Consider the following 26,120-nt stretch of genomic DNA (forward strand, 5'->3'; position numbering starts at 1 on the left):
ACTTTTTCTCGGCGGCGCCACGGCGCCGCCGTGCCTTGAGGGGGGCACACCTGTGAGGTCTCTGACGTCTGCCCGCAGGACGTCCGCGCTGGTTGCGGGCGCCACACTGATCATCGCCGCCGGCGCTCCGGCCGCGTTGGCCGCCGACGACGCGCGCGGCGGGTCCGCGCCGCTGTCGGCCAAGGGGGAGGGGGTCGGCGACCAGACCGTCGCCGACCTCGACACCGGCGGCCTGACCGCCGAGGAGCTGGTCGAGTCGCTGCTCGGCGTGGGCGTCACCGCCGAGAACGTCGTCTACACCGGCAGCCCGCAGGCGGCCGGTCTGGCCGGCGGCTTCGTCGACGTGTTCGGCGTCCCCGGCGGCGTCGCGCTGTCGTCCGGCGCCGTGGGCGGCGACCGCAGCTCGATCCTCGGCCCGAACACGTCCGACGAACTGACGACCGAGCACGCGCTGCCCGGCGACGCCGACCTCGACCCGCTGGCGTCGTTCCCGACCAACGACGCCGCCGTGCTGGAGTTCGACTTCGTCCCGGAGACCGAGCAGATCCGCTTCGACTACATCTTCGGCTCCGAGGAGTACAACGAGTGGGTCGACTCCCAGTACAACGACGTCTTCGGCTTCTTCGTCAACGGTGAGAACTGCGCCGTCGTGGGTGACGACGCCCAGCCGGTCTCGATCAACACCATCAACGGGTCGCTCAACTCCGAGCTGTTCGTCAACAACGAGCTGCCCGACGACGCGACGCACGCCACCGAGCTGGACGGCTTCACGACGGTGCTCACCTGCGCCGCCGACGTCGTCGCCGGCGAGGTCAACCACATCAAGCTGGCCATCGCCGACGCGTCGGACCTCGCGCTGGACTCCACCGTCGTCATCGCGGCGGGGACGTTCGAGGCCAACCACCCGCCGGTCGCCGACGACCAGGCCGTCGAGACCACCGTCGACACCCCGGTCGACATCACGCTGACCGGCACCGACGAGGACGGCGACGAGCTCACCTACGAGTTGGCGTCCGAGCCGGAGAACGGCACGCTGAGCGGCACGGCGCCGAACCTCACCTACACCCCGGCCGACGGCTACACCGGCGACGACGCGTTCACCTTCACCGTCTCCGACGGCACCGCCACGTCCGAGCCGGCCACCGTCACCATCGAGGTCGTCGAGAAGCCGACGCCCACCCCGACCCCGACCCCGACGCCGACCGACTCGGGCACGCCGACCCCGCAGCCGACGCCGTCGCCGTCGCCGGACGAGACCGGCGAGCCGCTGCCCGACACCGGCTCCGGCCCGGGCCTGCCGCTGGGCGCCGCGGCGCTGTTGGGCATCGTCGGGCTCGCGTTCCTGCTGCGGTCGCGCCGCGCCACGGCCTGACGCCGTCCGCACCTCACCGCTGCCCGTCCCGCCGATCTCGGTGGGGCGGGCAGCGCCGTTTCGCGGGGACGGGGTTCGGCAGGGACGGCCCGCGAGGTCGTGGAAACGGATTACAGGTGTGTCGGCGGCTGTTGGTACCGTACAAAGCCGGGCACCCCACGGAAATTCGCGCGCGCGTTCGAGCACGCCTGCGCGCCCTCCGAGGGCCGCAGTCGGGAGCGCAGAGAGCGAGTGATGTGAGGGACGAGCGGCAGGCCACCCTGCGCGAGGGGGTCCGGATCCTCGTCCGGGCCATGCGCGACGAACCGGTCATCCTCGGCATCGCGGTCGCCGGCAGCGCGGTGTACGGGTTCGCGACGGTGGCGGCCGCCGAGGTCATCGGGCGGGTCACCGACCGCGTCGTGGTGCCGGCCTTCCGCGACGGCGAGACCACCACCGGCGCGCTGGCGCTGGCGGCGCTGGCCATCATGGTGACGGCGCTGGTCAAGGCGGCCGGCATCGTGGTGCGCCGGTACTTCGCCGGGCTGGGGCAGTACCGCCTGAACGCGCGCTACCGCCGCCGGGTGAGCCGCCAGTATCTGCGGCTGCCGCTGTCGTGGCACCACCAGCATTCCACCGGCAAGCTGCTGTCCAACGCGAACGCCGACGTCGAGGCGTCGTTCTGGCCCATCGCGCCGCTGCCGTTCGCGCTCGGCGTCGTGGTCATGCTGGTGTTCGCGCTGGTGTCGATGTTCCTGGCCGACCCCTGGCTGGCGCTGATCGGCGCGCTGGTGTTCCCGGGCATCCTGCTGCTCAACTTCTTCTACCAGCGCCGGCTGTCCCCGCTGGCCACGCGGGCGCAGGCGCTGCGCGCGGAGCTGTCCGGCGTGGCGCACGAGTCGTTCGACGGCGCCATGGTGGTCAAGGCGCTGGGCCGCGAGGCCGCCGAGACCGCCCGGTTCGCCAAGGTGGCCGGCCAGCTGCGCGACGCCAACGCGGCGGTCGGGCGCATCCGCGGCGCGTTCGACCCGCTGCTCGAGGCACTGCCGAACCTCGGCGTGCTGGCGGTGCTGATCATCGGCTCGGCGCGGGTCGCCGACGGCTCGCTGGCGCCCGGCACGCTGGTGCAGGTCGCCTACCTGCTGACCATCACCGCGTTCCCCATCCGCGCCATCGGCTTCGTGCTCGGCGAGCTGCCGCGCGCCACCGTCGGCTGGCGGCGGGTGCAGGCGGTGCTCGACGCCACCGGCGCGCTGCCGCACGGCAGCGAGCGGCTGGCGAGCGGCAACGGCAACGGCGCCGCCCGCCTCGGCCTCGACGACGTCGGCTACTCCTACGTCGAGGGCACCCCGGTGCTCGACGGCGTCCACCTCGACGTCGAGCCGGGCCGCACGATCGCCGTCGTCGGGTCCACCGGGTCGGGCAAGTCGACGCTGGCCAGCCTGCTGGTACGGCTGGTCGATCCCGTCACCGGCGCGGTGCTGCTCGACGGCACCGACCTGCGCCAGCTCGAGCCCGGCCAGGTCGCCGGCGCGGTGTCGCTGGTGTTCCAGCAGCCGTTCATCTTCGAGGACACCGTCCGCGACAACGTCACGCTCGGCCTCACGGTGCCCGACGACGACGTGTGGGCGGCGCTGCGGCTGGCCCAGGGCGACCGCTTCGTCACCGACCTCGACGGCGAGCTCGACGCCCGCATCGGCGAGCGCGGCGCCACCCTGTCCGGCGGGCAGCGGCAGCGGCTGGCGCTGGCCCGTGCGCTGGTGCGCCGGCCCCGGCTGCTCGTCCTCGACGACGCCACCAGCGCCGTCGACCCCGAGGTCGAGCGGCGCATCCTGGCCGGGCTGCGCGACGCCGCGTTGCCGTCCACCGTCGTCGTGGTCGCGTACCGGCGGGCCACCATCGCGCTGGCCGACGAGGTCGTCTTCGTCGAGGACGGCCGGGTGTCGGCCCGCGGCGTCCACGCCGAGCTGCTGACCACGTCGCCCGGCTACCGCGAGCTGATCACCGCCTACGAGCGCGACGCCGCCGAGCGGGCCATGGCCGGCACCGACCAGGAGGGCAGGTCATGAGTGCTGTAGCGACCCAAGGATCGCAGCTGGGCGACGTCCGCGCCGACGGAGCGTGGCGGACGTTCCGGCGCGGCCTCGCGCTGTCGCCGGAGATCACCCAGGGTCTGCGCGTCACGCTGCTGCTCGCGCTGGTCGCCACCGCCGGGCGCGTGGTCGTGCCGATCGCCGTCCAGCAGACCATCGACGACGGCCTCAACGCCTCCGGTGGCGCCGACCTCGGCTACGTCCGCTGGATGGTCGGCCTGGCCGGCGTCGGCATCGTCCTCACCGTCATCGCCGCCTACCACATGAACCGGCGCATCTTCCGGGCCAGCGAGGCCGGCCTCGCCACGCTGCGCACCAAGGCGTTCCGGCACGTGCACGACCTCTCCGTGCTGACCCAGGACACCGAGCGGCGCGGCTCGCTGGTCTCCCGGGTCACCAGCGACGTCGACACCATCTCCCAGTTCGTCCAGTGGGGCGGGCTGATCATGCTGGCGAGCATGGGCCAGCTGGTCATCGCGACCATCGTCATGGCCGTGTACTCGTGGCAGCTGACGCTGCTGGTCTGGGTCTGCTTCCTGCCGCTGTTCCTGGCGCTGCGGACGTTCCAGCGCATGCTGTCGTCGGCGTACATGGTGGTGCGCGAGCGGGTCGGCGGCATGCTCGGCTCCATCTCCGAGGCCGTGGTCGGCGCCCAGGCGGTCCGCGCCTACGCCGTCGAGGGCCGCACCCAGCGGCGCATCGACGACGCCGTCGAATCGCACCGGGTCGCGGCCAGCCGCGCGCAGCGCCTCGCGGCCACGGCGTTCTCCACCGGCGAGGTGGTGGCCGGGCTGGCCAATGCCGCCATCGTCGTGGTCGGCGTGCTGCTCGGCGTCGCCGGCGACATCAGCCTGGGCCGCATGCTCGCGTTCCTGTTCCTGGTCACGCTGTTCGTCGCGCCGGTGCAGGTCGGCACCGAGGTGCTCAGCGAGGCGCAGAACGCCATCGCCGGCTGGCGGCGGGTGCTCGGCATCCTCGACACCCCGGCCGACGTCGCCGACCCCGGCGAGCAGGGCGTGCGGCTGCCCCGCGGCCCCATCGACGTCCGCTTCGAGTGCGTGTCCTACGGCTACCCCAACGGCCCGACGGTGCTGCACGACGTCGACGTCGCGATCGCCCGGCACACCCGGGTGGCGGTGGTCGGCGAGACCGGCTCGGGCAAGACGACGTTCGCCAAGCTGCTGACCCGGCTGATGGACCCCGTGCGCGGCCGGGTGCTGGTCGACGGTGCCGACCTGCGCGACGTGCGGTTCGCGTCGCTGCGTGAACGGGTGGTCATGGTGCCGCAGGAGGGCTTCCTGTTCGACGACACCCTGGCGGCGAACCTGCGCTACGGCAAGCCCGAGGCGACCGACGAGGAACTGCTGCTCGCCGTCACCGAGCTGGGGCTGGGCGAATGGCTCGACTCCCTGCCGTACGGCCTGGAGACGCCGGTCGGGCAGCGGGGTGAATCGCTGTCGGCGGGCGAGCGGCAGCTGGTGGCGCTGGCCCGGGCCTACCTCGCCGACCCCGACCTGCTGGTCCTCGACGAGGCCACGAGCGCGGTCGACCCGGCGACGGAGGTGCGGCTGGCGCGGGCGCTCGAGGGCATCTCCCGCGGCCGGACGTCGGTGACCATCGCGCACCGGCTGTCCACCGCCGAGGCCGCCGACGAGGTGTTCGTGTTCGATCGCGGCCGGCTCGTGGAGTCCGGCCCGCACGCGGAACTGGTGCAGAAGGGCGGCGTGTACGCCGCCCTGCATGCGGCCTGGGTCAGCCAGTCGCGCTGACCCAGGCCGCGGCCGACCTCAGCGGTTGGCGCCCTCGAGGGTGCCGGTCACCGGGCCGGCCGGGTCGAACACGGTGCAGACGAGCTCGCGGTCGCCCTGCGCCCACGACTCCTCGGTCGGCTCCAGCCACTGGATGTCCAGCGCCGACTCCTGGTAGTCCATGCCGACGAACGTGGCGAACTCGCCGACGCAGTCGGTCTCGACCTGCGACTGGAAGGTCTCCGAGCCCGGGAAGTCACCGTCCGGGACCTCGAAGACCGCGAACACCTCCTGGTCGTGCTCCTCCTCGCACGGGATGACAGTCAGCTCGCTGATCTGCTCCTCGGCGTTGAAGTTGCTGATGCAGTCGCCGAGACCGACGTCGAAGACGTCCTGGGTCTCGCCCTCGGGGGCGTCGGAGCCCTCGTCCTCGGCCGGCGTCTCGTCCTCGGCCGGGGTCTCCTCCTCGGCGGGGGTCTCGTCCTCCGCGGGGGTCTCCTCGGTGGTGGCGGTCGAGTCGCCGCCGGCGTTGTCGTCGGACGAGTCGTCGCCACACGCGCTGAGGCTCAGCGCGGCGACGGCGGCGAGCGCCGTGACGGCCGTACGAATCGTGATGCGCACGATCATTGTCTCCTTCAGGTTGTACACGCCGATGGCACGGCGTCTTTGCGCCGCCGGCCGCTCTGGCGGTCGGCGGAGTTCGTGGTGGTGGGGGTCACCGGAGGTCTCAGCGGTTCGCACCCTGCAGTGAGCCGGTGACGGGGCCGGCGGGGTCGTTGACGAGGCAGACCAGCTCGCGGTCGCCCTGGTCCCACGATTCGGCGGTGGGCTGCAACCAGGTGAAGTCGAGCGCGGACTCGGCGTAGGGGAGTCCGACGTAGGTCTCGAACTCGGCCGTGCAGGTCTCCTCGGCCTGGGCACGCAGGTCGTCGTCGCTGGGCAGCTCGCCGTCGGCGATCTCGGCCGTGGCGTAGATCTCCTGCGCGTGCTCCTGGTCGCACGGGACCACGGAGACGTCCGTGACCTGCTCGGAGTCGCCGAAGTCGCCCAGGCAGTCGCCGACCTGGACGTCGAAGACGTCGGCGCCGGCGGACTCGGTGACGTTGCCCGACGCGTCGCGCTTGGGCTCGTCGCCGTCGTCGGAGCACCCGGCCAGCAGCAGCACCGCGGCAACGGCGGCCGACGCCGCCATGGCGACGCGGGACGTGCTTGCCACGAGAATGCTCCTTCGTCAAGAGTCGGTGCGCTGTGTACCCAACCACGGCACCCTAGCTGGTCATCGTGTCGTCCACGATGCGATACCAGACATCCGGAGGCGTGTCGTCGGCGACAATGGGTCCATGCCCGGTCTTGACCCCACCGTATCCGCCCGGCTCAAGCTCACCCCCGACGGCCTGCTGCCGGCGGTCGTCCAGCAGCACGACACCGGCGAGGTGCTCATGCTCGCGTGGATGGACGCCGAGGCGCTGCACCGCACGCTGACCTCCGGCCGGGCCACCTACTGGAGCCGCAGCCGCGGGACGTACTGGGTGAAGGGCGAGACGTCGGGTCACCGGCAGTGGGTGCGCGAGGCGCGCCTCGACTGCGACGGCGACACCCTGCTGCTCAAGGTCGACCAGGAGGGCCCGGCCTGCCACACCGGCACCCGCACCTGCTTCGACGACGGCCTGCTCGAGTCCGTCCCGGGGGCCGCCGCGTGAACGTCACCCCTGACCTCGAGACGTTCCGGGTGCTGGCCAAGGAGCACCGCGTCATCCCGGTGGTGCGCCGGCTGCTGGCCGACGGCGAGACCCCGGTCGGCGTGTACCGCAAGCTGGCCGCCGACCGTCCCGGCACGTTCCTGCTGGAGTCCGCCGAGCACGGCGGCGTGTGGTCGCGCTACTCCTTCGTCGGCGCCCGGTCGGCGGCGGTGCTCAGCGAGCGCGACGGCGAGGCGGTCTGGCACGGCCACCCGCCGGTGGGGCTGCCGTCCGGGGGCGACCCCTGGCAGGCGCTGCGCGGCACGCTGCGGGCGCTGAAGAGCCGCCGGCTGCCCGGCCTGCCGCCGCTGACCGGCGGGCTGGTCGGGTTCGTCTCCTACGACGCCGTGCGGCGGCTGGAGCGGCTGCCGTCGACCACCGTCGACGACCTCGCGCTGCCCGACCTCTCCTTCCTGCTGGCCACCGACGTCGCCGTCCTCGACCACGACGACGGCACCATCCTGCTTGTCGCCAACGCCGTCAACTGGGACGACAGCGACGAACGGGTCGACCAGGCGTGGGCCGACGCGGTCGAGCGGCTCGACCGCATGACCACCGAGCTGGCCCAGCCCACGCCGTCGTCGGTGGCCGCGTACGACCCCGAGGTGCCGCCGCGGCACGACAGCCGCACCGAGAAGCCCGATTTCCTCGCCGCCGTCGAACGGGCGAAGGAGGAGATCCGGGCCGGCGAGGCGTTCCAGATCGTGCTCTCGCAGCGGTTCCAGACGCCCACCACGGCCGACCCGCTCGACGTCTACCGCGTGCTGCGCCGCGACAACCCCAGCCCGTACATGTACCTCGTGCGGCTGCCCGGCCCCGACGGCGACGGCGACGGCGCCTACTCCGTGGTCGGGTCCAGCCCGGAGGCGCTGGTCAAGGTCAACGGCGACCGCGCCATGACGCACCCCATCGCCGGCACCCGGTGGCGCGGCGACACCCCCGAGGCCGACGCCGCGCTGGCCGAGGAACTGCTCGCCGACCCCAAGGAGCGGGCCGAGCACCTCATGCTGGTCGACCTCTCCCGCAACGACCTCGGCCGGGTCTGCGCGCCCGGCACCGTCGAGGTGGTCGACTTCATGACGGTGCGCCGCTACAGCCACGTCATGCACATCGAGTCGACGGTGGTCGGGCGGCTGCGCGACGACCAGGAGGCGCTGGACGTCCTCGCCGCCTGCTTCCCGGCCGGCACGCTGTCAGGCGCGCCGAAGGTGCGGGCCATGGAGATCATCGACGACCTCGAGCCGGTGCGCCGCGGCGTCTACGGCGGCGTCGTCGGGTACCTCGACTTCGCCGGCGATCTCGACGTCGCCATCGCCATCCGCACGGCCCTGATCCGCGACGGCGTCGGGTACGTCCAGGCCGGCGCCGGCATCGTCGCCGACTCCGACCCCGAGGCGGAGTGGACGGAGTCGCGCAACAAGGCCGCCGCGGCGCTGCGGGCCATCGCCGTCGCCGAGACGATGCGGCCGGTCCCGTGAGCCCGTCCGCCCGCCGCGAGTACCTCGGCGCGCTGCTCCTGCTGGCCGCGGGCGGCGTGCTCGGGCTGGTCGCGGCGTCCCGGCCGTGGGGGAGCGGTGAGCAGTCGTCGTCACTCTCGGTGACGTCCGACACCGTGTCCGGGTCTGACCTGCTGCCGCTCGCCCCGGCCGCCGCGCTGGTGGCGCTGGCGGCCGTGGTGGCGGTCCCGGCGCTGCGGCGGGCCGGGCGGCGCGTGGTCGGTGGCGTGCTGGCCGTGCTGGGCGTCGTGCAGGCCGTCATGGCGGTCCTGGTGCTGCCCGACCTCGCCGGGCGGGTGTCCGACTGGCTGGCCACCGGGCCGGAGTCCGCCGGGCCGGTCGACTCCGTGTCGACGTCGCCTGCGTGGGCCGTCGCGGTTGTCGTCGCCGGGCTGCTGGTGGCGCTGGCGGGGCTGCTGGTGGCCGTGCGCGGGCCGTCCTGGCCGTCGATGGGCTCGCGGTACGAGCGGACCGGCGGACGCGCCCCGCGGCGCGCCGCGGCGAAGCCCGCCGAGGGCAACCGCGCCACCTGGGACGCCCTCGACCGCGGCGACGACCCCACCGGCTGAGCCCGGTAGGGGGTGTCTGACGGATATCGGTGGATGCGGGCGGCGTCCAGGGACCGGTCCAGCAAGGCGGAGGAGAAGGTCGATGCGGTGCCATCGAGCGCCGACGACAACGCAGCTGGCCGGTTCCTGGGCGTCGATCCGCGCCGCCGAAGATCCGTCAGACACTCCCTAGGGAGGTCGCCCGACGCGCGGTCGCGGTCATCGGGCACAATGGCGGTGAGGCCACGACGAACAGGAGACGTGACACTGATGGCGCACAACGAGCACGGCCACACCCCGGCCGCCTGGACCACGGTCATCCTGATCCTCGCCGGTTTCGTGGTCGGCGCCATCGCCGTCATCCTGCTCAACTGGCCACTGTTCTGGATCGGCGGCGTCGGCCTGATCGTGGTCGCCGGCATCGTCGGCAAGGTCATGCAGATGATGGGCCTCGGGCAGCGAGACACCCAGAGCGGCCCCAGCCAGCCCGCCGTGGCGACGGGCGAGGACAGCATCGGGTAGCCATGCCCAGTGCCGGCAGGACGACGTCGGAACGGGCCCGGTCGGGTCCGCCGGTCGTCTCGGTCGGCCCCGTCTCGCTGGACGTCGATCAACGGCTGCTGGCGACCCCCGGCGGGCGCGAGGTCGCGCTGACGCCGTTGCAGGCCGCGCTGCTGGCCCATCTCATGGACCGGCCCGGCCTCGTGTGCACGCGCGAGGAGCTCATGTGCCAGGCGCTGGGCTACCCCGTCCCCGTCGGCACGCGCACCGTCGACGTGCACGTCGCGACGCTGCGCGGCAAGCTCGACGGCGCCCTGACCATCCGCTCCGTCCGTGGCGTCGGCTACGCCCTCGACCCCGTTCCGGAGGGGTGAGCACATGCCGGTCGGGCGCCCGTCACCGGGGGTATGTCGAGAGCACCCATCACTCGCCGTTACTCTGGACCCGCCGGGTCGACCGATCCGGTGGGGCGGCACCGGCGAGGGGCGGAGATGAGCGTTCTCGAAGAGATCATCGACGGGGTGCGCGCCGACCTGGCCGAACGTGAGGGCCGGTGTCCTCTCGATCAGCTGAAGGAGATGGCGGCCAAGCAGCCGCCGGCTCGTGATCCGCTGCCGTTGCTCCGTTCGCCGGGCGTGTCGGTCATCGCTGAGGTGAAACGGTCGAGCCCGTCGCGGGGTTCCCTGGCCGAGATCGCCGACCCCGCCGCCCTCGCCGTCGACTACGAGTCCGGCGGCGCAGCGGCCATCAGCGTGCTCACCGAGCGGCGCCGGTTCGGCGGCACCCTCGACGACCTCAAGACGGTCCGGGCCGCCGTCGACGCGCCGGTGCTGCGCAAGGACTTCATCGTCACCAGCTACCAGCTGTGGGAGGCGCGCGCCTACGGCGCCGACCTCGCGCTGCTCATCGTGGCGGCGCTCGAGCAGATCGCGCTGGTGAGCCTCATCGAGCGGGCCGAGTCCATCGGGCTGACGCCGCTGGTCGAGGCGCACACCGCCGACGAGGTGGCGCGGGCGGCCGACGCGGGCGCGAAGCTGATCGGCATCAACGCCCGCGACCTCAAGACCCTCGACGTCGACACCACCACGTTCGAGCGGCTGGCGCCTGTGGTGCCCGACGGCATCGTGAAGATCGCCGAATCCGGCGTGAAGTCCCCCCGCGACGTCATCGACCTCGCCCGCGCCGGCGCCGACGCTGTTCTCGTCGGCGAGACCCTGGTCACCGGCAAGGACCCCCGCGCCGCCGTCGCCGACCTCGTCGCCGCCGGCGCCCACCCCGCGCTCAACCGGGGCAGCCGCCAGGGCTGAGGCCGGGCCGGCTGGAGGGCCGGCGTCGGCTCGGCGAGCGAGGGGCGAGGGCGAGGCGGAGAGCTGCCCCCAGCGCCAGTAGCGGTCGTCCGCGCGGGGTGCGTTCCCCTCCCGGCCGGGAGGGCACCCACCCTACGGGCGGGCGCCGTGAACCAGGCGTGAACGAGGGCTGCCCAGGGTCACCCAAGCGCAGGTGTACGCGGCCAGCCCGCCCGCTCAGGCGCATGAACGCGGCCACCGTGGTCGCTGCGGCGGGCGAACGCGAGGTGGCGAGCCGCTGCCCCAGTGCCGGTCACTGTCGTCAGCGCGGGGGTGCGGTGCCCTCCCGGCCGGGAGGGCACCCACCCTACGGGCGGGCGCCGTGAACCGGGCGTGAACGCGGGCTGCCCCGGCCGCCCAAGGCCGGCGAGCGGGTCAGCTCCGGCCGCTCAGGCCAGTGAGCGGGTCCCGCCTCGGCCGCTCACGCCAGCGACCGCTCGCGCAACCCGTCCGTCACCCGCGCGTCCGTCGACTCGACGGGGGACTCCGAGTGCACCCAGGGGTCGCCGCCGAAGTAGGTCTGGAAGATCTTCTCGGCGGTGCGGGTGGCCAGGGCCTGCGACGTCAGCGTGGGGTTCGGCCCGCCCAGCGAGTTGGCCAGCGCCGAGTTGTCGGCCACGAACAGCCGCTTCACCCAGCGCGCCTCGGCGTGGGCGTCCAGCACGGAGTCGTCCGGCGACGCGCCCATCCGCATCGACGACTGCACGTGCAGCAGCAGCGGCGGCCAGTCGACCCGGACGACCTTGCGGGCGCCGGCCGCGCGCAGGGTCTCCGCCGCCCGCCGCGCCACGAACTCGCGGTTGCGCAGCGTCCGCGCCGACCGCTTCCGCTGGTGGAACGCCACCTTCGGCACCGGGCCGTGCTCGTCGGCCGGCAGGGCGGAGAGCGTGACGCGGTTCTGCGCCTCGACGTCGTCGTCGGTGATGACGAGGATGTTGAGCAGCCGGTCGACGCCGTTCATGAGGGCGTCCTTGAGCTCCGGGCCGATCATCCGGCCGGCCGCGCCGTCCCACGGACCGGCGGGGCCGCGCCCGTTCGAGTAGTGGCCGCGGATCCCGCTGTCGGAGAAGACGGCGGCGAACTGCTGCAGGCCGGGCGTCAGGCCGACGTTCTCCATGCCGCCGCGGCCGGGGAACTCGGCCCGCGCCGCCGACGCCGCGCCGCGGGTGGAGCCGGTGTCCTCGTCGAACAGCCCGATCACCCAGTCGAAGAAGTGGTCGGTGTAGCCGCGGCCGACCCAGTCGTTCGGGTTCGGCAGCCGGCTGTTCAGCCACAGCCGCGGGCTCTCCGTGCAGCCGGCGGCCAGGACGACGACGCGGGCGTCCTCGCGGTGGGTTTCGCCGGTCGCGCCGACGCGCCAGGTCACCCCGGACGCCTCCTCGACGCCGCCCCGCGACGACGTGTGGATGCGGGTCACGACGGCGTCCGCGATCAGCTCCGCGGCCCGCCCGCCCGCCGCCCACGACGGCGCCGTCAGCGCCATCGGCACGTAGCTGTTGTCGGTGGACCGCTTGGCCGCCAGGTTCCGCGGCGCGCCGGCCGGTTTGCTGCAGCCCTGCATGCAGTAGCCGCAGAACGTGCACCCCGTGGCCGACGGATACCGCAGCCGCGGGTCGTCCCGCCCCGTGACGCGGCCCGCGAACCCGCCGGGCTGCAGGATCGCGTTCTCCTGCGGCCGGAACGAGTCCTCCGTCGTCGTCTTCGTGGTCTGCACCGGCAGCCCGATGCCCTCGCAGCCGCGGAAGAACACCTGCTCCTTCGTGCCCATCGCTGCGGTCTGCACGGGCAGCGTCGCCTCGACCCACTCGAAGTACGGCACCAGCTCCTCGTACGCGAACGGGAACAGGTGCGCGGTGTCGTACGCGTCCCGGTCCGCGCCGTCGTAGCCCGCGAACACGCCGGGGTAGGCGCGCGGGCAGTTGCCGAAGTAGTGCTGCGTCGTGCCGCCGACGCCGGACAGCTGCCAGATGAACGAGTTCTGCGGCGTCTCGCGGTACCACGCCGGCGCCTCGCGGTCGGCCGGGCCGAACCGCAGGAACCCGGTGAGCGGGTTGTTCGCGTCGTTCTCGTAGTGCGTCCAGTCGCGGTCAGGGTCGGCGTGCCGCGGCCCGGCCTCCAGGATCAGCACGTCCAGGCCGCGCGCGGCCAGCTCCTTCGCGACGACGGGCCCGCCGCCGCCCGCGCCGATGACGATGACGTCGCGCATCAGGCCTCCACCTCGGTCCGGTCCTGGTAGTAGCCGATGAAGTCGGCCCAGCCGTCGACGACGCCGTCGGGCTGGTAGCCGGACAGCTCCCAGCCGACCGGCCGCTCCGTCAGTCGCCGGGACGAGCCGTCGTACACGCCCCACTCGTTGTAGGAGCCGAACGCCGAGAACTCCAGCAGCGCCCCGGCCAGGAACCGCAGCAGCCCGCTGATCGACGAGCGCAGCGGTTCCGGCAGCCCGGCGTCCAGCAGCGCGACGAGGTCGGCGTCCGGACCCTCCAGCAGCTCGAACGCGGCGGCCTTCTCGGCCAGCGTGAGCCGCGCGAACGGCGAGAGGAACGGCCCGTTCACCGCCAGCGGGTTCACCTGGGTCGCGACGACGTTCAGCAGCAACGCCACGACCAGCGACAACGGCAGCGTCTCGTCGTTCTCCAGCAGCTCCAGCAGCACCCGGTCCAGCGTCCAGACGGACGGGAACAGCGGCAGCGTCGGCAGCGGCAGCCCGATGTCGTCGACGGCTGTCGCCAGCGCGGCGGCCAGCGGCGTGGCCAGCTGGTCCGGGAACGGCACGAAGCCGTCCAGCGCGGCGATCATGAAGTCGTCGCCGCGGGCCTCCAGCGCGCCCGCCTCGTCACGCGGCGTGCCCTGGGCGCGCGAGTACGCGTCCGGCCCGGGGCAGACCATGACGACCAGCCCGCGCAGCGTGTCGCGGGACAGCTCGGCGAGCACCGGCCGGAGCAGGCCCACGAGCGGGGACAGCGCGGACGGCGCCGCGGTGGCGGGTGGCGCCGCCAGAGCGGGGATCGCCGCGGCCGCGCCGAGCACCCCCATCCGGGCGAGGAACGCGCGACGGCCGAGCTCCGACATGGGGCGGCTCTCCTTACTCGTGGGTAACAGCGGTGGAACGTAACGACGGCGCTGACGCAGCGTCAAGCGATTCGGCAAAACCCGAGGCGATTGGGGCCGTGGCCACCGGCTGCGATACCGTCGCGGGTGACGGCGCGTGTCGCGCTCTCGTCACCTGTCAGCCATCTCTGCCACGCATCGAGGAGCACTCGGGTGGACACCAGGCCCGACCCTGGGCACGTCCTTTCCGCCGACCGGCCCGGCCGGTTCGGCCCGTACGGCGGCCGCTACGTCCCGGAGGCGCTGATCGCGGCGCTCGACGAGCTCGACCGCGAGTACACCGCCGCCAAGCAGGACCCCGCCTTCGCCGCTGAGCTCAACCACCTGCTGACCACTTACACCGGCCGGCCCACGCCGGTCACCGAGGCGGCCCGGTTCGGCGCCGAGGCGGCCGGCGGCGCGCGCGTCCTGCTCAAGCGCGAGGACCTCAACCACACCGGCTCGCACAAGATCAACAACGTGCTGGGCCAGGCGCTGCTCACCAAGCGCATCGGCAAGCCGCGGGTCATCGCCGAGACCGGCGCCGGCCAGCACGGCGTCGCCACCGCCACCGCGGCCGCGCTGATGGGCCTCGAGTGCGTCATCTACATGGGCGAGGAGGACACCCGCCGGCAGGCGCTCAACGTCGCCCGCATGCGGCTGCTCGGCGCCACCGTCGTCCCGGTCACCACCGGCTCGCGCACGCTCAAGGACGCCATCAACGAGGCGCTGCGCGACTGGGTCACCAACGTCGCCACCACCAACTACGTGTTCGGCACGGTGGCCGGGCCGCACCCGTTCCCGACGCTCGTGCGCGACCTCCAGCGCATCATCGGCGTCGAGGCGCGCCAGCAGGTGCTCGACCTCACCGGCACGCTGCCCGACGCGGTCGCGGCCTGCGTCGGCGGCGGGTCCAACGCCATCGGCATCTTCCACGCGTTCGTCGACGACCCCGAGGTCGCCCTGTACGGCTTCGAGGCCGGCGGCGACGGCGTCGCGACCGGCCGGCACGCGGCCACCATCACGGCCGGGTCGCCGGGCGTGCTGCACGGCGCGCGCTCGTACCTGCTGCAGGACGAGATGGGGCAGACGATCGAGTCCCACTCCATCTCGGCCGGCCTCGACTACCCGGGCGTCGGACCCGAGCACGCCTGGCTGAAGGACTCCGGCCGGGCGGCCTACGAGCCGGTCGACGACGCCGACGCCATGGAGGCGTTCCGGCTGCTCTGCCGCACCGAGGGCATCATCCCGGCCATCGAGAGCTCGCACGCGCTGGCCGGCGCGCGGCGCCTGGGCGAGCGGCTCGGCCCCGACGCCACCATCCTGGTGAACCTGTCCGGGCGCGGCGACAAGGACGTCGACACCGCCGCGAAGTGGTTCGGTCTCATGGACGAGTCCGGGGAGGTCCAGCCGTGAGCACGACGGTCGCGTTCGAGAAGGCGCGCGCCGAGGGCCGCGCCGCGCTGATCGGCTACCTGCCGGCCGGCTACCCCAGCGTCGACGGCTCAGTCACGGCGCTCAAGGCCATGGTCGAGGCCGGCGTCGACGCCGTCGAGATCGGGCTGCCCTACAGCGACCCCGTCATCGACGGCCCGACCGTCCAGGCCGCGGTCGAGGGCGCGTTGAAGGCCGGCACCACCACGGCCGACGTGCTGCGCGTCGTCGAGGCGGTGGCCGCCGCCGGCGCGCCCGCCGTCGTCATGTCGTACTGGAACCCGCTGCAGCGCTACGGCGCGGCGGCGTTCGCCCGCGACCTCGCGGCGGCCGGCGGGTCCGGCGTCATCACGCCCGACCTCACGCCCGACGCCGACGACACCTGGATTCCGGCGGCCCGCGAGCACGGCCTCGACACCGTCTTCCTCGTGGCGCCGTCGTCCACCGACGACCGCATCGCCATGACGACGGCGGCCTGCCGCGGCTTCGTCTACGCCACCTCCGTCATGGGCGTCACCGGCACCCGCGACCAGGTCGGCGACGCCGCGGCCGGGCTGGTCGCGCGGACGAAGGCCACGACGGACCTCCCGGTCGCGGTCGGGCTGGGCGTCTCCAACGGCGCGCAGGCGGCCGAGATCGCCGCGTACGCCGACGGCGTCGTCGTCGGGTCCGCGTTCGTCCGCCGGCTGCTCGAGGCGCCCGATCCCGCCGCCGGGCTCGCGTCCGTCGCCGAACTGGCCGCCGACCTCGCCGGGGGAGTGCGCACGCGCTGATGGCCAGCAAGAAGGAACAGGCGCGGCAGCGGGCCGCGCAGCTGCGCGCCGAGGCCGAGGCCAAGGCGCTGGCCGACCGCCGGCGCGAGCGGTTCCTGCGTGCCGCCATCTCCGTCGGCGTCCTGGCGGTCATCGCCGTCGTCGCGATCGTGCTGGTCAATCGCGCGAACGAGGGGCCCGAGGGCACCGGCGCCATCCCGTCGGGCGCCGTCGACGGCGGCACCGGCGTGGCCGTGGGCGAGGCGAACGCGCCGGTCACCATCGACTACTGGTTCGACTTCCAGTGCCCGTTCTGCGGCGAGTTCGAGCGCGAGAGCGGGCCGGTGCTGGAGGAGCTGACGGCCGACGGCACCGCCCGCGTCGTCTACCACCCGGCCGCGTTCCTCGGTGACGAGTCCGATCGCGCCTCGAACGCCTTCGGCTGCGCCGTCGACGCCGGCCGCCCGGTGGAGTACCTCACCGAGCTGTTCGCGAACCAGCCGCAGGAGGGCTCCGGCGGCTACACGACGGACGACCTGCTGGCCGCCGGTCAGACCGTCGGCCTCGACGACGCGGTGTTCGAATCGTGCGTCCGCGACGGCACCTACGCCGACTGGGGCCGGCACGTCCTCGACGCCTTCCGCGACGAGGGCCTCGAGGCGACCCCGGCGGTGCTGCTGAACGGCGAACTGCTCGACAACCCGGCGGCGATGAGCGCCGACGAGTTCCGGGCCGCCGTCGAGGCCGTGACGACATCGTGATCGTCGCGTCCGGAACTCACGTCAGGGTCAATGAAGTTGTACCCTCGTCAATCCCCGTGAACTCACTCGTGTCGAAGGAAGCCCATCGATGAGCAGCAAGAAGGCCGAGGCCCGCGAGCGCATCAAGGCGATGCGCGAGGAGCAGCAGCGCCAGGAGAAGCGGCGCGAGCGCATGATGCGCTATGGCGTGGCGGTGGCCATCGTGGCGGCGGTCGCGATCATCGCGGTGGCCGTCGCGGCCAGCCGTGGCGGCGACGACGGCCCGGTCGCGGTGCCCGACGCCGTCGGCTCCGGCAACGGCCAGGCCATCGAGGGCGACGGCGGCGGCATCCTCGTCGGCGACGCCAGCGCGCCGGTCACCATCGACTACTGGATGGACTTCCTCTGCCCGCACTGCGCGGAGTTCGAGACGGCCAACGGTCAGGCCATTCAGACGCTGGTCGACTCCGGCCAGGCGAACATCGTCTACCACCCGCTCGACTACACCGGGGCCGTCTACTCCCGCCGCGCCAACAACGCCTTCGCCTGCGCCGCGCAGGAGGACAAGGCGCTCGAGTTCAAGAGCGCCGCGTTCGCCGCGGCCGGCACCCAGTGGTCCACCAGCACGCTGGTCGACCTCGGTGAGCAGGTCGGCATCGGCGGCGACTACGAGGGCTGCGTCCGCGACGACGAGTTCGAGGACTGGGCGGCCGCGGTGCCCGAGTCGGCCCGCGACCACCAGGTCGAGGGCACGCCGACGGTGTTCGTCAACGGCGAGCTGCTCGACTCCACCCAGTGGACGCCCGAGGGCATCAACGCCGCCGTCGAGACCGTCGCCGCCGGCGGCAGCCTCGCCTCGCCCCCGGCCACCCCGCCCGCGGGCGAGACGCCGGCCCCGTCGGCCACTCAGTGATCTGGAGCACACCGCGATGACGACCCGGTTCGGCCGGTCCGGTACGGTTCGCCTGTGATCGCGACGCCGGCCGTGGTGCCCACTTTCATCCCCAGCCCGAGCAGCAATTCGATCGACGTCTTCGGGTTCGAGCTGAGGGCCTACGCACTGTGCATCATGGCCGGCATCGTCGTGGCGATCTGGCTCACCAACCGGCGCTGGCTGGCCCGCGGCGGCGAGGCCGGCGTCGTCGCCGACATCGCGGTGTGGGCGGTGCCGTTCGGCATCATCGGCGGGCGCATCTACCACGTCATCACCGACAACCAGCTCTACTTCCGCGAGGGCAAGGACCCCTGGCAGGCGCTGGAGATCTGGAAGGGCGGCCTGGGCATCTGGGGCGCCATCGCCATGGGCGCCCTCGGCGTCTGGATCGCCTGCCGTCGCCGCGGCGTCCCGTTCGCCGCCATGGCCGACGCCGCAGCGCCCGGCATCCTGTTCGCCCAGGCGCTGGGGCGCGTGGGCAACTGGTTCAACCAGGAGCTGTTCGGCAAGCCGACGGACCTGCCGTGGGGGCTGGAGATCGCTCCCGCGCACCGCCCCGACGGCTACGCCGACATCGAGACCTTCCACCCCACGTTCCTCTACGAGGCGCTGTGGGCGGTCGCGGTGGCGTTCCTGCTGCTGTGGCTCGACAAGCGGTACACCATCGGCCACGGCCGGCTGTTCGCGCTGTACGTGGCCGGTTACACGCTGGGCCGTGGGTTCTGGGAGTACCTGCGCATCGACCCCGCCAACCACATCTTCGGCGTCCGGGTGAACCTGTGGGTGTCCGGGCTGATCTTCGTGGCGGCGATGGCCTACTTCTTCTGGTCGCTCAAGCGCCACCCCGGCCGCGAGGACCCCGAGGAACTGCGCGGCTACTACGACCAGCCCGACCCCTTCGACGACAAGGGCAAGGCCGAGGACGAGACGCCGATCACGCTCCCGGACGACGAGCCGGAGAACGACAAGCCGGCCGACGAGAAGAAGGCCGACGAGAAGAAACCCGCGGCCGAGAAGTCGAAGTCGGCGGACGAGTCGAAGCCGGCCGAGGAGCCGAAGCCGGCGGACGAGGCGAAGCCGGCGGGTGAGGCGAAGCCGGCCGAGGAGTCGAAGTCGTCCGAGCCCGAGGAGAAGGCGGCCGCCGGCGAGAAGCCGGGGTCGGCGGCGAAGAAGACGAGCGCCGCCACCGTCACGGCCCTCGCCACGACGACGGCCAGCACGACCGCGGCGAAGAAGGCCACGGCCAAGAAGGCGACGCCGGCCAAGAAGACGCCGGCCAAGAAGACCACGGCGGCCGCGAAGAAGACGTCAGCGGCGAAGAAGGCAGCGCCCGAGAACGCCGCCGACGTCGCTACGCCGGACGCCCCCGCCGCGGCGAAGAAGGCTCCGGACGCCAGGAAGACCACGACCAAGAAGTCCGCCGCGAAGAAGGCCACGACGGCGACGACGGAGGCTACGACGGGGGCGCCGCAGCAGGCATCGGCGCAGGTACCGTCGGAGGCGTCGGCCGCCGACTCGGCAGGTTCGCCCGCCGACGGGAACTGACGCGGCCGCTGGTTCTCGGTTCGCCGGGGTCGCCGTTCGCCGGGTGCTCGGTTGGCCGGGCTCTCGTTGGCTTGGGCTGCCGCGTGGGCCTGCCCCTGCTGCTCTCGATTGTCGGGGGCGCGGGTGGCCGCCTCAAGCGGACCGTTTGGCGCTTCGCGCGACGCGTGACCGCTTGACCCGGCCGCCCGCGCCCCCGTTCAAGCAGCGACAGGGGGCCGGCCGGACAATGGGCCCGGCTTCCCTGCTCGCTGTGCTCTTGGTCCGCTGGCCGCTCACTGGCCGCAGGCGGCGTTACGGCTACCGACTCCACTGGGATGACAGGTTCGCTGGCCGCTGCCGGGTCGGCTTGTGGGTCGGCTACCGGCTCCGCCGTTGGTCCAGGTCCGCTGGCCGCGTACTGCCGCTCACTGGGCGCTTCGGGATGTGGCCACCGGTTCTGCTCGACTCGTCGTTGGCTGGCCTCCTCTGCTCGTCGGTGGCGTGTCGCGGTGCGGGACGTTACGAAACGGCCACGAACCGCCCTCGCCACGCCGGGGGCGGTGCCGTTCGCACTACATGGACGTCAATGTACTTGTGCGGTCCGACAGTCCGCTGGCCTCACGATCTGCGGCGACGACCGGGCATCGGTGGAGAATCCGATGATCAACAGCGGGTTCTCGCCTAGGTGTGCGGCCCCGGTCGCCGATATCATGGAGAGACGCGACAACACACGAGCGCCGAAGTGTTGTAATGTCCACGAAACTTCACGCACGGGCCAGAGCCGTCCCTGCACCCGCCGCCAGTCTCACGACGACGGGAGTGCCATGCGCCTCACGCCTCACCCCCAGGGCTTCGACCGCCAGGGTCTCTACGACCCGCGGTTCGAGCACGACGCCTGCGGCGTCGCCTTCGTGGCGACGCTCGACGGCGTGGCCAGCCGCGCGATCGTCGACCGCGGGCTGACCGCCCTGAGCAACCTCGACCACCGGGGAGCCTCGGGCGCCGAGCCCGACTCCGGCGACGGTGCCGGCATCCTCATCCAGATCCCCGACGCGTTCTGCCGGGCGGTCGCGGGCGTCGAGCTGCCCGCCGCCGGCCACTACGCCACGGGGCTGGCCTTCATCCCCGACGACGACGCGCAGGACGCCGAGATCGTCGCGGCCACCGACCGCATCGCCGCCGACGAGGGCCTGACGGTGCTCGCCTGGCGCGAGGTGCCCACCACGCCGGGGCTGCTGGGCAAGACGGCCCGCTCGACGCTGCCGCGCGTCCGCCAGCTGTTCGTCGCCTCCGACGACGGCGCGGCGAGCGGCATCGAGCTCGACCGCAAGGCGTTCGCCCTGCGCAAGCGGCTCGAGCGCACCACCGGCGCCTACTTCCCGAGCCTGTCGTCGCGCACCATGGTCTACAAGGGCATGCTGACGACCGGCCAGCTGGAGCCGTTCTTCCCCGACCTCTCCGACGAGCGCCTGGCCTCGGCCATCGCCGTCGTGCACTCGCGGTTCTCGACGAACACGTTCCCGAGCTGGCCGCTGGCGCACCCGTATCGCTTCGTCGCGCACAACGGCGAGATCAACACCGTCCAGGGCAACCGCAACTGGATGCGCGCCCGCGAGTCGCAGCTGGCCAGCGACGTCATCGGCGGCGACCTCGCCCGGCTGTTCCCGGTCATCGCGCCCGACGGCAGCGACTCCGCCAGCTTCGACGAGGTGCTCGAGCTGCTGCACCTGGGCGGGCGCAGCCTGCCGCACGCGGTGCGCATGATGATCCCCGAGGCGTGGGAGAACCACCAGGGCATCTCGAAGGCGCGGCGCGACTTCTTCGAGTTCCACAGCACCATCATGGAGCCGTGGGACGGCCCGGCCGCGGTCGTCTTCACCGACGGCGACCTCGTCGGCGCCGTGCTCGACCGCAACGGCCTGCGCCCGGGCCGGTACTGGATCACCGACGACGGCCTGGTCGTGCTCGCGTCCGAGGCCGGCGTCCTCGACCTCGACCCGTCGACGGTCGTGCGCAAGGGCCGGCTCGAGCCGGGCCGCATGTTCCTCGTCGACGTCGCCGGCCACAAGGTCATGGACGACGACGAGGTCATGGACAAGCTGGCCGCGCAAGAGCCGTACGGCGAGTGGCTGCACGCCGGCCTGGTCCGCCTCGGCGACCTCCCCGAGCGCGAGCACGTCGTGCACACCCACGCCAGCGTCACGCGGCGCCAGCAGACCTTCGGCTACACCGAGGAAGAGCTGCGGCTGCTGCTCGCGCCCATGGCGAAGGCCGGCGCCGAGCCGATCGGATCGATGGGCACCGATACCCCCATCGCGGCGCTGTCGAACCGGCCGCGGCTGCTGTTCGACTACTTCTCGCAGCTGTTCGCGCAGGTCACGAACCCGCCGCTGGACGCCATCCGGGAAGAGCTGGTCACGTCGCTCAACGGCACCGTCGGTCCCGAGGGCAACCTGCTCGACCCCGGCCCGGCGTCGTGCCGCCAGCTGGTGCTGCCGTTCCCGGTCATCGACAACGATCAACTCGCGAAGATCATCCACGTCAACCGCGACGGCGACCTCCCGGGCTACGCCACCCACATCATCCGCGGCCTGTACGACGTCGCCGGCGGGGGAGCGGAGCTGGGCCGGCGGCTGGCCGAGATCTGCGCCGAGGCGTCGAAGGCCATCGAGTCCGGCGCGCGCATCATCGTGCTGTCCGACCGCAACTCCGACACCACGCTGGCGCCCATCCCGTCGCTGCTGCTCACCGCCGCGGTGCACCACCACCTCATCCGCGAGAAGAGCCGCACCAAGGTCGGCCTGGTCATCGAGGCCGGCGACGTCCGCGAGGTGCACCACGTCGCGCTGCTGATCGGCTACGGCGCCGGCGCGGTCAACCCGTACCTCGCCATGGAGAGCGTCGAGGACCTCGTCCGCCAGGGCACCCTGCTGCCCGGCGTCAGCCCGCAGAAGGCGGTCGCCAACCTCATCAAGGCGCTCGGCAAGGGCGTGCTCAAGGTCATGAGCAAGATGGGCGTCTCGACGGTCGCCTCCTACACCGGCGCGCAGATCTTCGAGGCGGTCGGCCTGGCCCAGGAGGTCGTCGACAAGTACTTCACCGGCACCACCTCCCGGCTCGGCGGCATCGGCCTCGACGTCGTCGCCGAAGAGGTGCGGCGCCGCCACGCCCAGGCCTACCCGCGCGGCGGCAGCGCCACCCGGCACCGCAAGCTCGAGGTCGGCGGCGAGTACCAGTGGCGGCGCGAGGGCGAGCCGCACCTGTTCGACCCCGAGACGGTGTTCCGGCTGCAGCACTCCACCCGGGCCGGGCGCTACGACGTCTTCAAGCAGTACACCGAGCAGGTGAACGAGCAGTCCAAGCGGCTGATGACGCTGCGCGGGCTGTTCCGGCTCAAGACCGGGCAGCTCCCGCCGGTGCCGATCGACGAGGTCGAGAGCATCGAGAGCATCGTCAAGCGGTTCTCCACCGGTGCCATGTCGTACGGCTCCATCAGCCGCGAGGCGCACGAGACCCTCGCCATCGCGATGAACCGCCTCGGCGGCAAGTCCAACACCGGCGAGGGCGGCGAAGACGCCGACCGGCTGTACGACCCCGAGCGGCGCAGCGCCATCAAGCAGGTGGCCAGCGGCCGGTTCGGCGTGACGTCGGACTACCTGAGCAACGCCGACGACATCCAGATCAAGATGGCGCAGGGCGCGAAGCCCGGCGAGGGCGGCCAGCTGCCCGGGCACAAGGTGTACCCGTGGGTGGCGCGCACCCGCCACTCCACGCCGGGCGTCGGACTCATCTCGCCGCCGCCGCACCACGACATCTACTCCATCGAGGACCTCAAGCAGCTCATCCACGACCTCAAGAACGCCAACCCGGCCGCCCGCATCCACGTCAAGCTGGTCGCCGAGGTCGGCGTCGGCACGGTCGCCGCGGGCGTCTCCAAGGCGCACGCCGACGTCGTGCTGATCTCCGGCCACGACGGCGGCACCGGCGCCGCGCCGCTGACCAGCCTCAAGCACGCCGGCGGCCCGTGGGAGCTCGGCCTGGCCGAGACGCAGCAGACGCTGCTGCTCAACGGCCTGCGCGACCGCATCGTCGTGCAGACCGACGGCCAGCTCAAGACCGGCCGCGACGTCGTCGTCGCGGCCCTGCTGGGCGCCGAGGAGTACGGCTTCGCCACCGCGCCGCTGGTGGTGTCGGGCTGCATCATGATGCGGGTCTGCCACCTCGACACCTGCCCGGTGGGCGTCGCCACGCAGAACCCGGAGCTGCGCAAGAAGTTCACCGGCCGGCCCGAGTTCGTCGTCACGTTCTTCGAGTACATCGCGCAGGAGGTGCGCGAGTACCTCGCCGAGCTGGGGCTGCGCAGCCTCGACGACGCCATCGGCCGGGCCGACCTCCTCGACACCGAGGCCGCCGTCGGCCACTGGAAGGCCGCCGGGCTCGACCTCTCGCCCGTCCTGCACGTGCCCGAGCTGCCCGACGGCGCCGCCCGGCGCCAGGTGGTCGGCCAGGACCACGGGCTCGAGAAGGCGCTCGACAACCAGCTCATCGCGCTGGCCACCGACGCGCTCGAGCACGGCGAGCCGGTGCGCGTCCAGCTCGAGGTGCGCAACGTCAACCGCACCGTCGGCACCATGCTCGGCCACGAGGTCACCAAGCGCACCTCCGGCGCCGGCCTGCCCCCCGACACCATCGACGTCACGTTCACCGGCTCGGCCGGGCAGTCGTTCGGCGCGTTCCTGCCGTCCGGCGTCACGCTGCGGCTCGAGGGCGACGTCAACGACTACCTCGCCAAGGGGCTGTCGGGCGGCCGCGTCATCGTCCGCCCCGACCGCGCCGCGCCGTTCGCAGCCGAAGAGAACATCATCGCCGGCAACGTCGCCGCCTACGGCGCCACCGGCGGCGAGCTGTACGTCCGCGGGCTCGTGGGCGAGCGGTTCTGCGTGCGCAACTCCGGCGTCACCGCCGTCGTCGAGGGTGTCGGCGACCACGCGCTCGAGTACATGACCGGCGGCACCGCCGTCATCCTCGGCCGCACCGGCCGCAACATCGCCGCCGGCATGTCCGGCGGCACGGCGTTCGTGCTCGACCTCGACACCAGCCGGGTCAACCCCGACATGGTCGAGATCGAGACGCCCGACGCCGGCGAGCTGGCCCGGCTGCACGGCATCATCTCGACGTACCACCACGAGACCGGCTCGGCCGTCGCCGAGGCGCTGCTGGCCGACTGGCCGGCGTCGATGGCCCGGTTCTCCCTCATCATGCCCACGGACTACAAGCGAGTGCTCGCCGCCAAGGCCGCCGCCGAGCGCGATGGACGCGATGTCGACGTCGCGATCATGGAGGCGGCGCATGGCTGACCCACGAGGCTTCCTGAAGACGCAGCGCCAGGGCGCCACACCGCGCCCGGTCGAGGAGCGGCTGCGCGACTGGAACGAGGTCTATCCCGCACCGGGCATCGGCCGCACGCTGCTGCCGATCATCGTCGAGCAGGCCGGGCGTTGCATGGACTGCGGCATCCCGTTCTGCCACCACGGCTGCCCGCTGGGCAACCTCATCCCCGAGTGGAACGACCTCGTCTGGCGCGACGACTGGAAGGTGGCGGCCGAGCGGCTGCACGCCACGAACAACTTCCCCGAGTTCACCGGGCGGCTGTGCCCGGCGCCGTGCGAGGCGGCCTGCGTGGTCGCCATCGCCGACGACGCCGTCACCATCAAGAACGTCGAGGTGTCGATCATCGACAAGGCGTTCGACGAGGGCTGGGTGGTGCCGCTGCCGCCGGAGCGGCTGACCGACCGCACCGTGGCCGTCATCGGCTCCGGGCCGGCCGGGCTCGCCGTCGCCCAGCAGCTGACCCGCGCCGGGCACACCGTCGCCGTCTACGAGCGGGCCGACCGCGCCGGCGGGCTGCTGCGCTACGGCATCCCCGAGTTCAAGATGGAGAAGCGCCATCTCGATCGCCGGCTCGACCAGATGCGCGCCGAGGGCACCATCTTCCGTACCGGCGTCGAGGTCGGCGCCGCCATCACCGGCAAGGAGCTGCGGGCCCGCTACGACGCCGTCGTGCTGGCCGTGGGCGCCACCGACTGGCGCGACCTCCCCATCCCGGGCCGCGAGCTGGCCGGCGTCCACCAGGCCATGGAGTACCTGCCGCAGGCCAACCGCAGCTCGCTCGGCGAGACCGTCCCCGGCCAGATCAGCGCCGAGGGCAAGCACGTCGTCATCATCGGCGGCGGCGACACCGGCGCCGACTGCCTGGGCACCGCCCACCGGCAGGGCGCGGCGTCGGTCACGCAGCTCGAGATCATGCCCGAGCCGCCCGGCACCCGGCACCCGGCCACGCCGTGGCCCACCTGGCCGCTCATGCTGCGCACGTCCAGCGCCCACGAGGAGGGCGGCGAGCGCGTCTACGCCGTCTCCACCCTGGAGTTCACCGGCCAGGACGGCCGCGTCACGGCGCTGCGGGTGGTCGAGGTCGAGCGCACGGCGTCGGGCTTCGAGCCGGTGCCCGGCACCGAGCGCGACCTCCCGGCCGACCTCGTCCTGCTGGCCATGGGGTTCGTCGGGCCGGAGAAGTCGGCGCTGGTCGAGCAGCTCGGCGTCGACCTCGACGCCCGCGGCAACATCGTCCGCGACGACTCCTTCGAGACGACCATCCCGGGCGTCTTCGTGGCCGGCGACGCCGGGCGCGGCCAGTCGCTGATCGTGTGGGCCATCGCGGAGGGCCGTTCGGTCGCCGCGGCGGTCGACCGGAAGCTGACCGGGGTCGACCGCCTGCCGTCCCCGGTCTCGCCCACCGACCGTCCGCTCGCAGTGTGAGCCCGAGA

At 72.9% G+C, this 26,120-nt stretch carries 20 protein-coding genes; 16 read left to right on the plus strand and 4 right to left on the minus strand.

Translation table 11 applies throughout. From position 1 onward, the window contains the following. Positions 1-52 precede the first annotated feature (52 nt). The 3 genes from BLU82_RS09145 (at position 53) to BLU82_RS09155 (ending at position 5,213) form a co-directional block, all read left to right on the plus strand. Complete coding sequence (locus BLU82_RS09145; RefSeq protein WP_157740736.1) at positions 53-1,372, plus strand: choice-of-anchor L domain-containing protein; 1,320 nt, start codon at positions 53-55, stop codon at positions 1,370-1,372. 293 nt (positions 1,373-1,665) lie between these two features. After that, positions 1,666-3,420 (plus strand): ABC transporter ATP-binding protein, encoded by a 1,755-nt coding sequence (locus BLU82_RS09150; protein WP_092625633.1) that lies wholly within the window; start codon positions 1,666-1,668, stop codon positions 3,418-3,420. After that, entirely contained in the window at positions 3,417-5,213 is a 1,797-nt protein-coding gene (locus tag BLU82_RS09155; RefSeq protein ID WP_092618792.1) for an ABC transporter ATP-binding protein, read from the plus strand. Before BLU82_RS09150 ends, BLU82_RS09155 begins: the two co-directional genes overlap by 4 nt. A gap of 18 nt (positions 5,214-5,231) precedes the next feature. Here the strand turns inward: BLU82_RS09155 and BLU82_RS09160 are convergent, their stop codons facing one another. Both BLU82_RS09160 and BLU82_RS09165 read right to left on the minus strand, forming a co-directional pair. Next, positions 5,232-5,813, minus strand: a complete 582-nt coding sequence (locus BLU82_RS09160; RefSeq protein ID WP_157740740.1) for a septum formation family protein — start codon at positions 5,811-5,813, stop codon at positions 5,232-5,234. A 106-nt stretch (positions 5,814-5,919) separates the two neighbouring features. Further along, positions 5,920-6,408 (minus strand): septum formation family protein, encoded by a 489-nt coding sequence (locus tag BLU82_RS09165; RefSeq protein ID WP_157740742.1) that lies wholly within the window; start codon positions 6,406-6,408, stop codon positions 5,920-5,922. A gap of 124 nt (positions 6,409-6,532) precedes the next feature. Here BLU82_RS09165 and hisI point away from each other — a divergent pair, with 124 nt between their 5' ends. The 6 genes from hisI to trpC all read left to right on the plus strand — a co-directional run bounded on the left by hisI (position 6,533) and on the right by trpC (position 10,783). Continuing rightward, on the plus strand, positions 6,533-6,892 hold the full coding sequence (gene hisI, locus BLU82_RS09170) for a phosphoribosyl-AMP cyclohydrolase (RefSeq protein WP_092618802.1): 360 nt from the start codon (positions 6,533-6,535) through the stop codon (positions 6,890-6,892). Continuing rightward, a complete protein-coding gene (locus BLU82_RS09175) occupies positions 6,889-8,409 on the plus strand; it encodes an anthranilate synthase component I (RefSeq protein ID WP_092618806.1) in 1,521 nt (506 codons plus the stop codon). The genes hisI and BLU82_RS09175 overlap by 4 nt, the downstream gene beginning before the upstream one ends. Then, positions 8,406-8,996 (plus strand): TIGR02234 family membrane protein, encoded by a 591-nt coding sequence (locus BLU82_RS09180; RefSeq protein WP_157740744.1) that lies wholly within the window; start codon positions 8,406-8,408, stop codon positions 8,994-8,996. The genes BLU82_RS09175 and BLU82_RS09180 overlap by 4 nt, the downstream gene beginning before the upstream one ends. A 249-nt stretch (positions 8,997-9,245) precedes the next feature. After that, complete coding sequence (locus tag BLU82_RS09185; protein ID WP_092618812.1) at positions 9,246-9,497, plus strand: HGxxPAAW family protein; 252 nt, start codon at positions 9,246-9,248, stop codon at positions 9,495-9,497. Between the two features lie 2 nt (positions 9,498-9,499). After that, positions 9,500-9,850, plus strand: a complete 351-nt coding sequence (locus BLU82_RS09190) for a winged helix-turn-helix domain-containing protein (protein ID WP_092618815.1) — start codon at positions 9,500-9,502, stop codon at positions 9,848-9,850. 117 nt (positions 9,851-9,967) lie between these two features. Next, on the plus strand, positions 9,968-10,783 hold the full coding sequence (trpC, locus tag BLU82_RS09195) for an indole-3-glycerol phosphate synthase TrpC (RefSeq protein WP_069114200.1): 816 nt from the start codon (positions 9,968-9,970) through the stop codon (positions 10,781-10,783). 460 nt (positions 10,784-11,243) lie between these two features. On the opposite strand, the gene BLU82_RS09200 is transcribed toward trpC, so the two are convergent. Together BLU82_RS09200 and BLU82_RS09205 are read right to left on the minus strand one after the other, a co-directional pair. Continuing rightward, positions 11,244-13,028, minus strand: coding sequence for a GMC family oxidoreductase N-terminal domain-containing protein (locus tag BLU82_RS09200; protein WP_092618818.1), 1,785 nt, complete (start codon positions 13,026-13,028; stop codon positions 11,244-11,246). Further along, complete coding sequence (locus tag BLU82_RS09205; RefSeq protein WP_092618821.1) at positions 13,028-13,894, minus strand: hypothetical protein; 867 nt, start codon at positions 13,892-13,894, stop codon at positions 13,028-13,030. Before BLU82_RS09205 ends, BLU82_RS09200 begins: the two co-directional genes overlap by 1 nt. A gap of 192 nt (positions 13,895-14,086) precedes the next feature. On the opposite strand from BLU82_RS09205, the gene trpB reads away from it, so the two are divergent. The 7 genes from trpB to BLU82_RS09240 all read left to right on the plus strand — a co-directional run bounded on the left by trpB (position 14,087) and on the right by BLU82_RS09240 (position 26,112). Then, a complete protein-coding gene (trpB, locus tag BLU82_RS09210; RefSeq protein ID WP_092618824.1) occupies positions 14,087-15,328 on the plus strand; it encodes a tryptophan synthase subunit beta in 1,242 nt (413 codons plus the stop codon). Then, positions 15,325-16,119, plus strand: coding sequence for a tryptophan synthase subunit alpha (trpA, locus tag BLU82_RS09215; RefSeq protein ID WP_092618828.1), 795 nt, complete (start codon positions 15,325-15,327; stop codon positions 16,117-16,119). Before trpB ends, trpA begins: the two co-directional genes overlap by 4 nt. Beyond that, entirely contained in the window at positions 16,119-16,859 is a 741-nt protein-coding gene (locus BLU82_RS09220) for a thioredoxin domain-containing protein (RefSeq protein WP_092618831.1), read from the plus strand. The genes trpA and BLU82_RS09220 overlap by 1 nt, the downstream gene beginning before the upstream one ends. An 88-nt stretch (positions 16,860-16,947) precedes the next feature. Beyond that, positions 16,948-17,751, plus strand: coding sequence for a thioredoxin domain-containing protein (locus tag BLU82_RS09225; protein ID WP_092618834.1), 804 nt, complete (start codon positions 16,948-16,950; stop codon positions 17,749-17,751). A 54-nt stretch (positions 17,752-17,805) separates the two neighbouring features. Beyond that, positions 17,806-19,317: a prolipoprotein diacylglyceryl transferase gene (gene lgt / locus BLU82_RS35565; RefSeq protein WP_231947743.1), complete on the plus strand. Its 1,512-nt coding sequence runs from the start codon at positions 17,806-17,808 to the stop codon at positions 19,315-19,317. Between the two features lie 803 nt (positions 19,318-20,120). Beyond that, the gene (gltB, locus tag BLU82_RS09235) at positions 20,121-24,653 is read left to right on the plus strand and encodes a glutamate synthase large subunit (RefSeq protein WP_092618837.1); all 4,533 of its coding nucleotides are present in this window, start codon (positions 20,121-20,123) and stop codon (positions 24,651-24,653) included. Further along, positions 24,646-26,112 (plus strand): glutamate synthase subunit beta, encoded by a 1,467-nt coding sequence (locus BLU82_RS09240; RefSeq protein ID WP_092618840.1) that lies wholly within the window; start codon positions 24,646-24,648, stop codon positions 26,110-26,112. The genes gltB and BLU82_RS09240 overlap by 8 nt, the downstream gene beginning before the upstream one ends. Positions 26,113-26,120: the final 8 nt, after the last annotated feature.

Origin of the sequence: Jiangella sp. DSM 45060, from assembly GCF_900105175.1 — a bacterium.
In the GTDB taxonomy this organism is placed as follows: domain Bacteria; phylum Actinomycetota; class Actinomycetes; order Jiangellales; family Jiangellaceae; genus Jiangella.

What these genes read in the sequence shown, in the direction of transcription:
- BLU82_RS09190 (WP_092618815.1), top strand. Translation starts at nt 9,500, where the DNA reads ATGCCCAGTGCCGGCAGGACGACGTCGGAACGGGCCCGGTCGGGTCCG.
- gltB (WP_092618837.1), top strand. Translation starts at nt 20,121, where the DNA reads ATGCGCCTCACGCCTCACCCCCAGGGCTTCGACCGCCAGGGTCTCTAC.
- hisI (WP_092618802.1), top strand. Translation starts at nt 6,533, where the DNA reads ATGCCCGGTCTTGACCCCACCGTATCCGCCCGGCTCAAGCTCACCCCC.
- BLU82_RS09220 (WP_092618831.1), top strand. Translation starts at nt 16,119, where the DNA reads ATGGCCAGCAAGAAGGAACAGGCGCGGCAGCGGGCCGCGCAGCTGCGC.
- BLU82_RS09240 (WP_092618840.1), top strand. Translation starts at nt 24,646, where the DNA reads ATGGCTGACCCACGAGGCTTCCTGAAGACGCAGCGCCAGGGCGCCACA.
- BLU82_RS09225 (WP_092618834.1), top strand. Translation starts at nt 16,948, where the DNA reads ATGAGCAGCAAGAAGGCCGAGGCCCGCGAGCGCATCAAGGCGATGCGC.
- trpC (WP_069114200.1), top strand. Translation starts at nt 9,968, where the DNA reads ATGAGCGTTCTCGAAGAGATCATCGACGGGGTGCGCGCCGACCTGGCC.
- BLU82_RS09150 (WP_092625633.1), top strand. Translation starts at nt 1,666, where the DNA reads ATGCGCGACGAACCGGTCATCCTCGGCATCGCGGTCGCCGGCAGCGCG.
- BLU82_RS09185 (WP_092618812.1), top strand. Translation starts at nt 9,246, where the DNA reads ATGGCGCACAACGAGCACGGCCACACCCCGGCCGCCTGGACCACGGTC.
- BLU82_RS09200 (WP_092618818.1), bottom strand. Translation starts at nt 13,028, where the DNA reads ATGCGCGACGTCATCGTCATCGGCGCGGGCGGCGGCGGGCCCGTCGTC.
- BLU82_RS09155 (WP_092618792.1), top strand. Translation starts at nt 3,417, where the DNA reads ATGAGTGCTGTAGCGACCCAAGGATCGCAGCTGGGCGACGTCCGCGCC.
- BLU82_RS09205 (WP_092618821.1), bottom strand. Translation starts at nt 13,894, where the DNA reads ATGTCGGAGCTCGGCCGTCGCGCGTTCCTCGCCCGGATGGGGGTGCTC.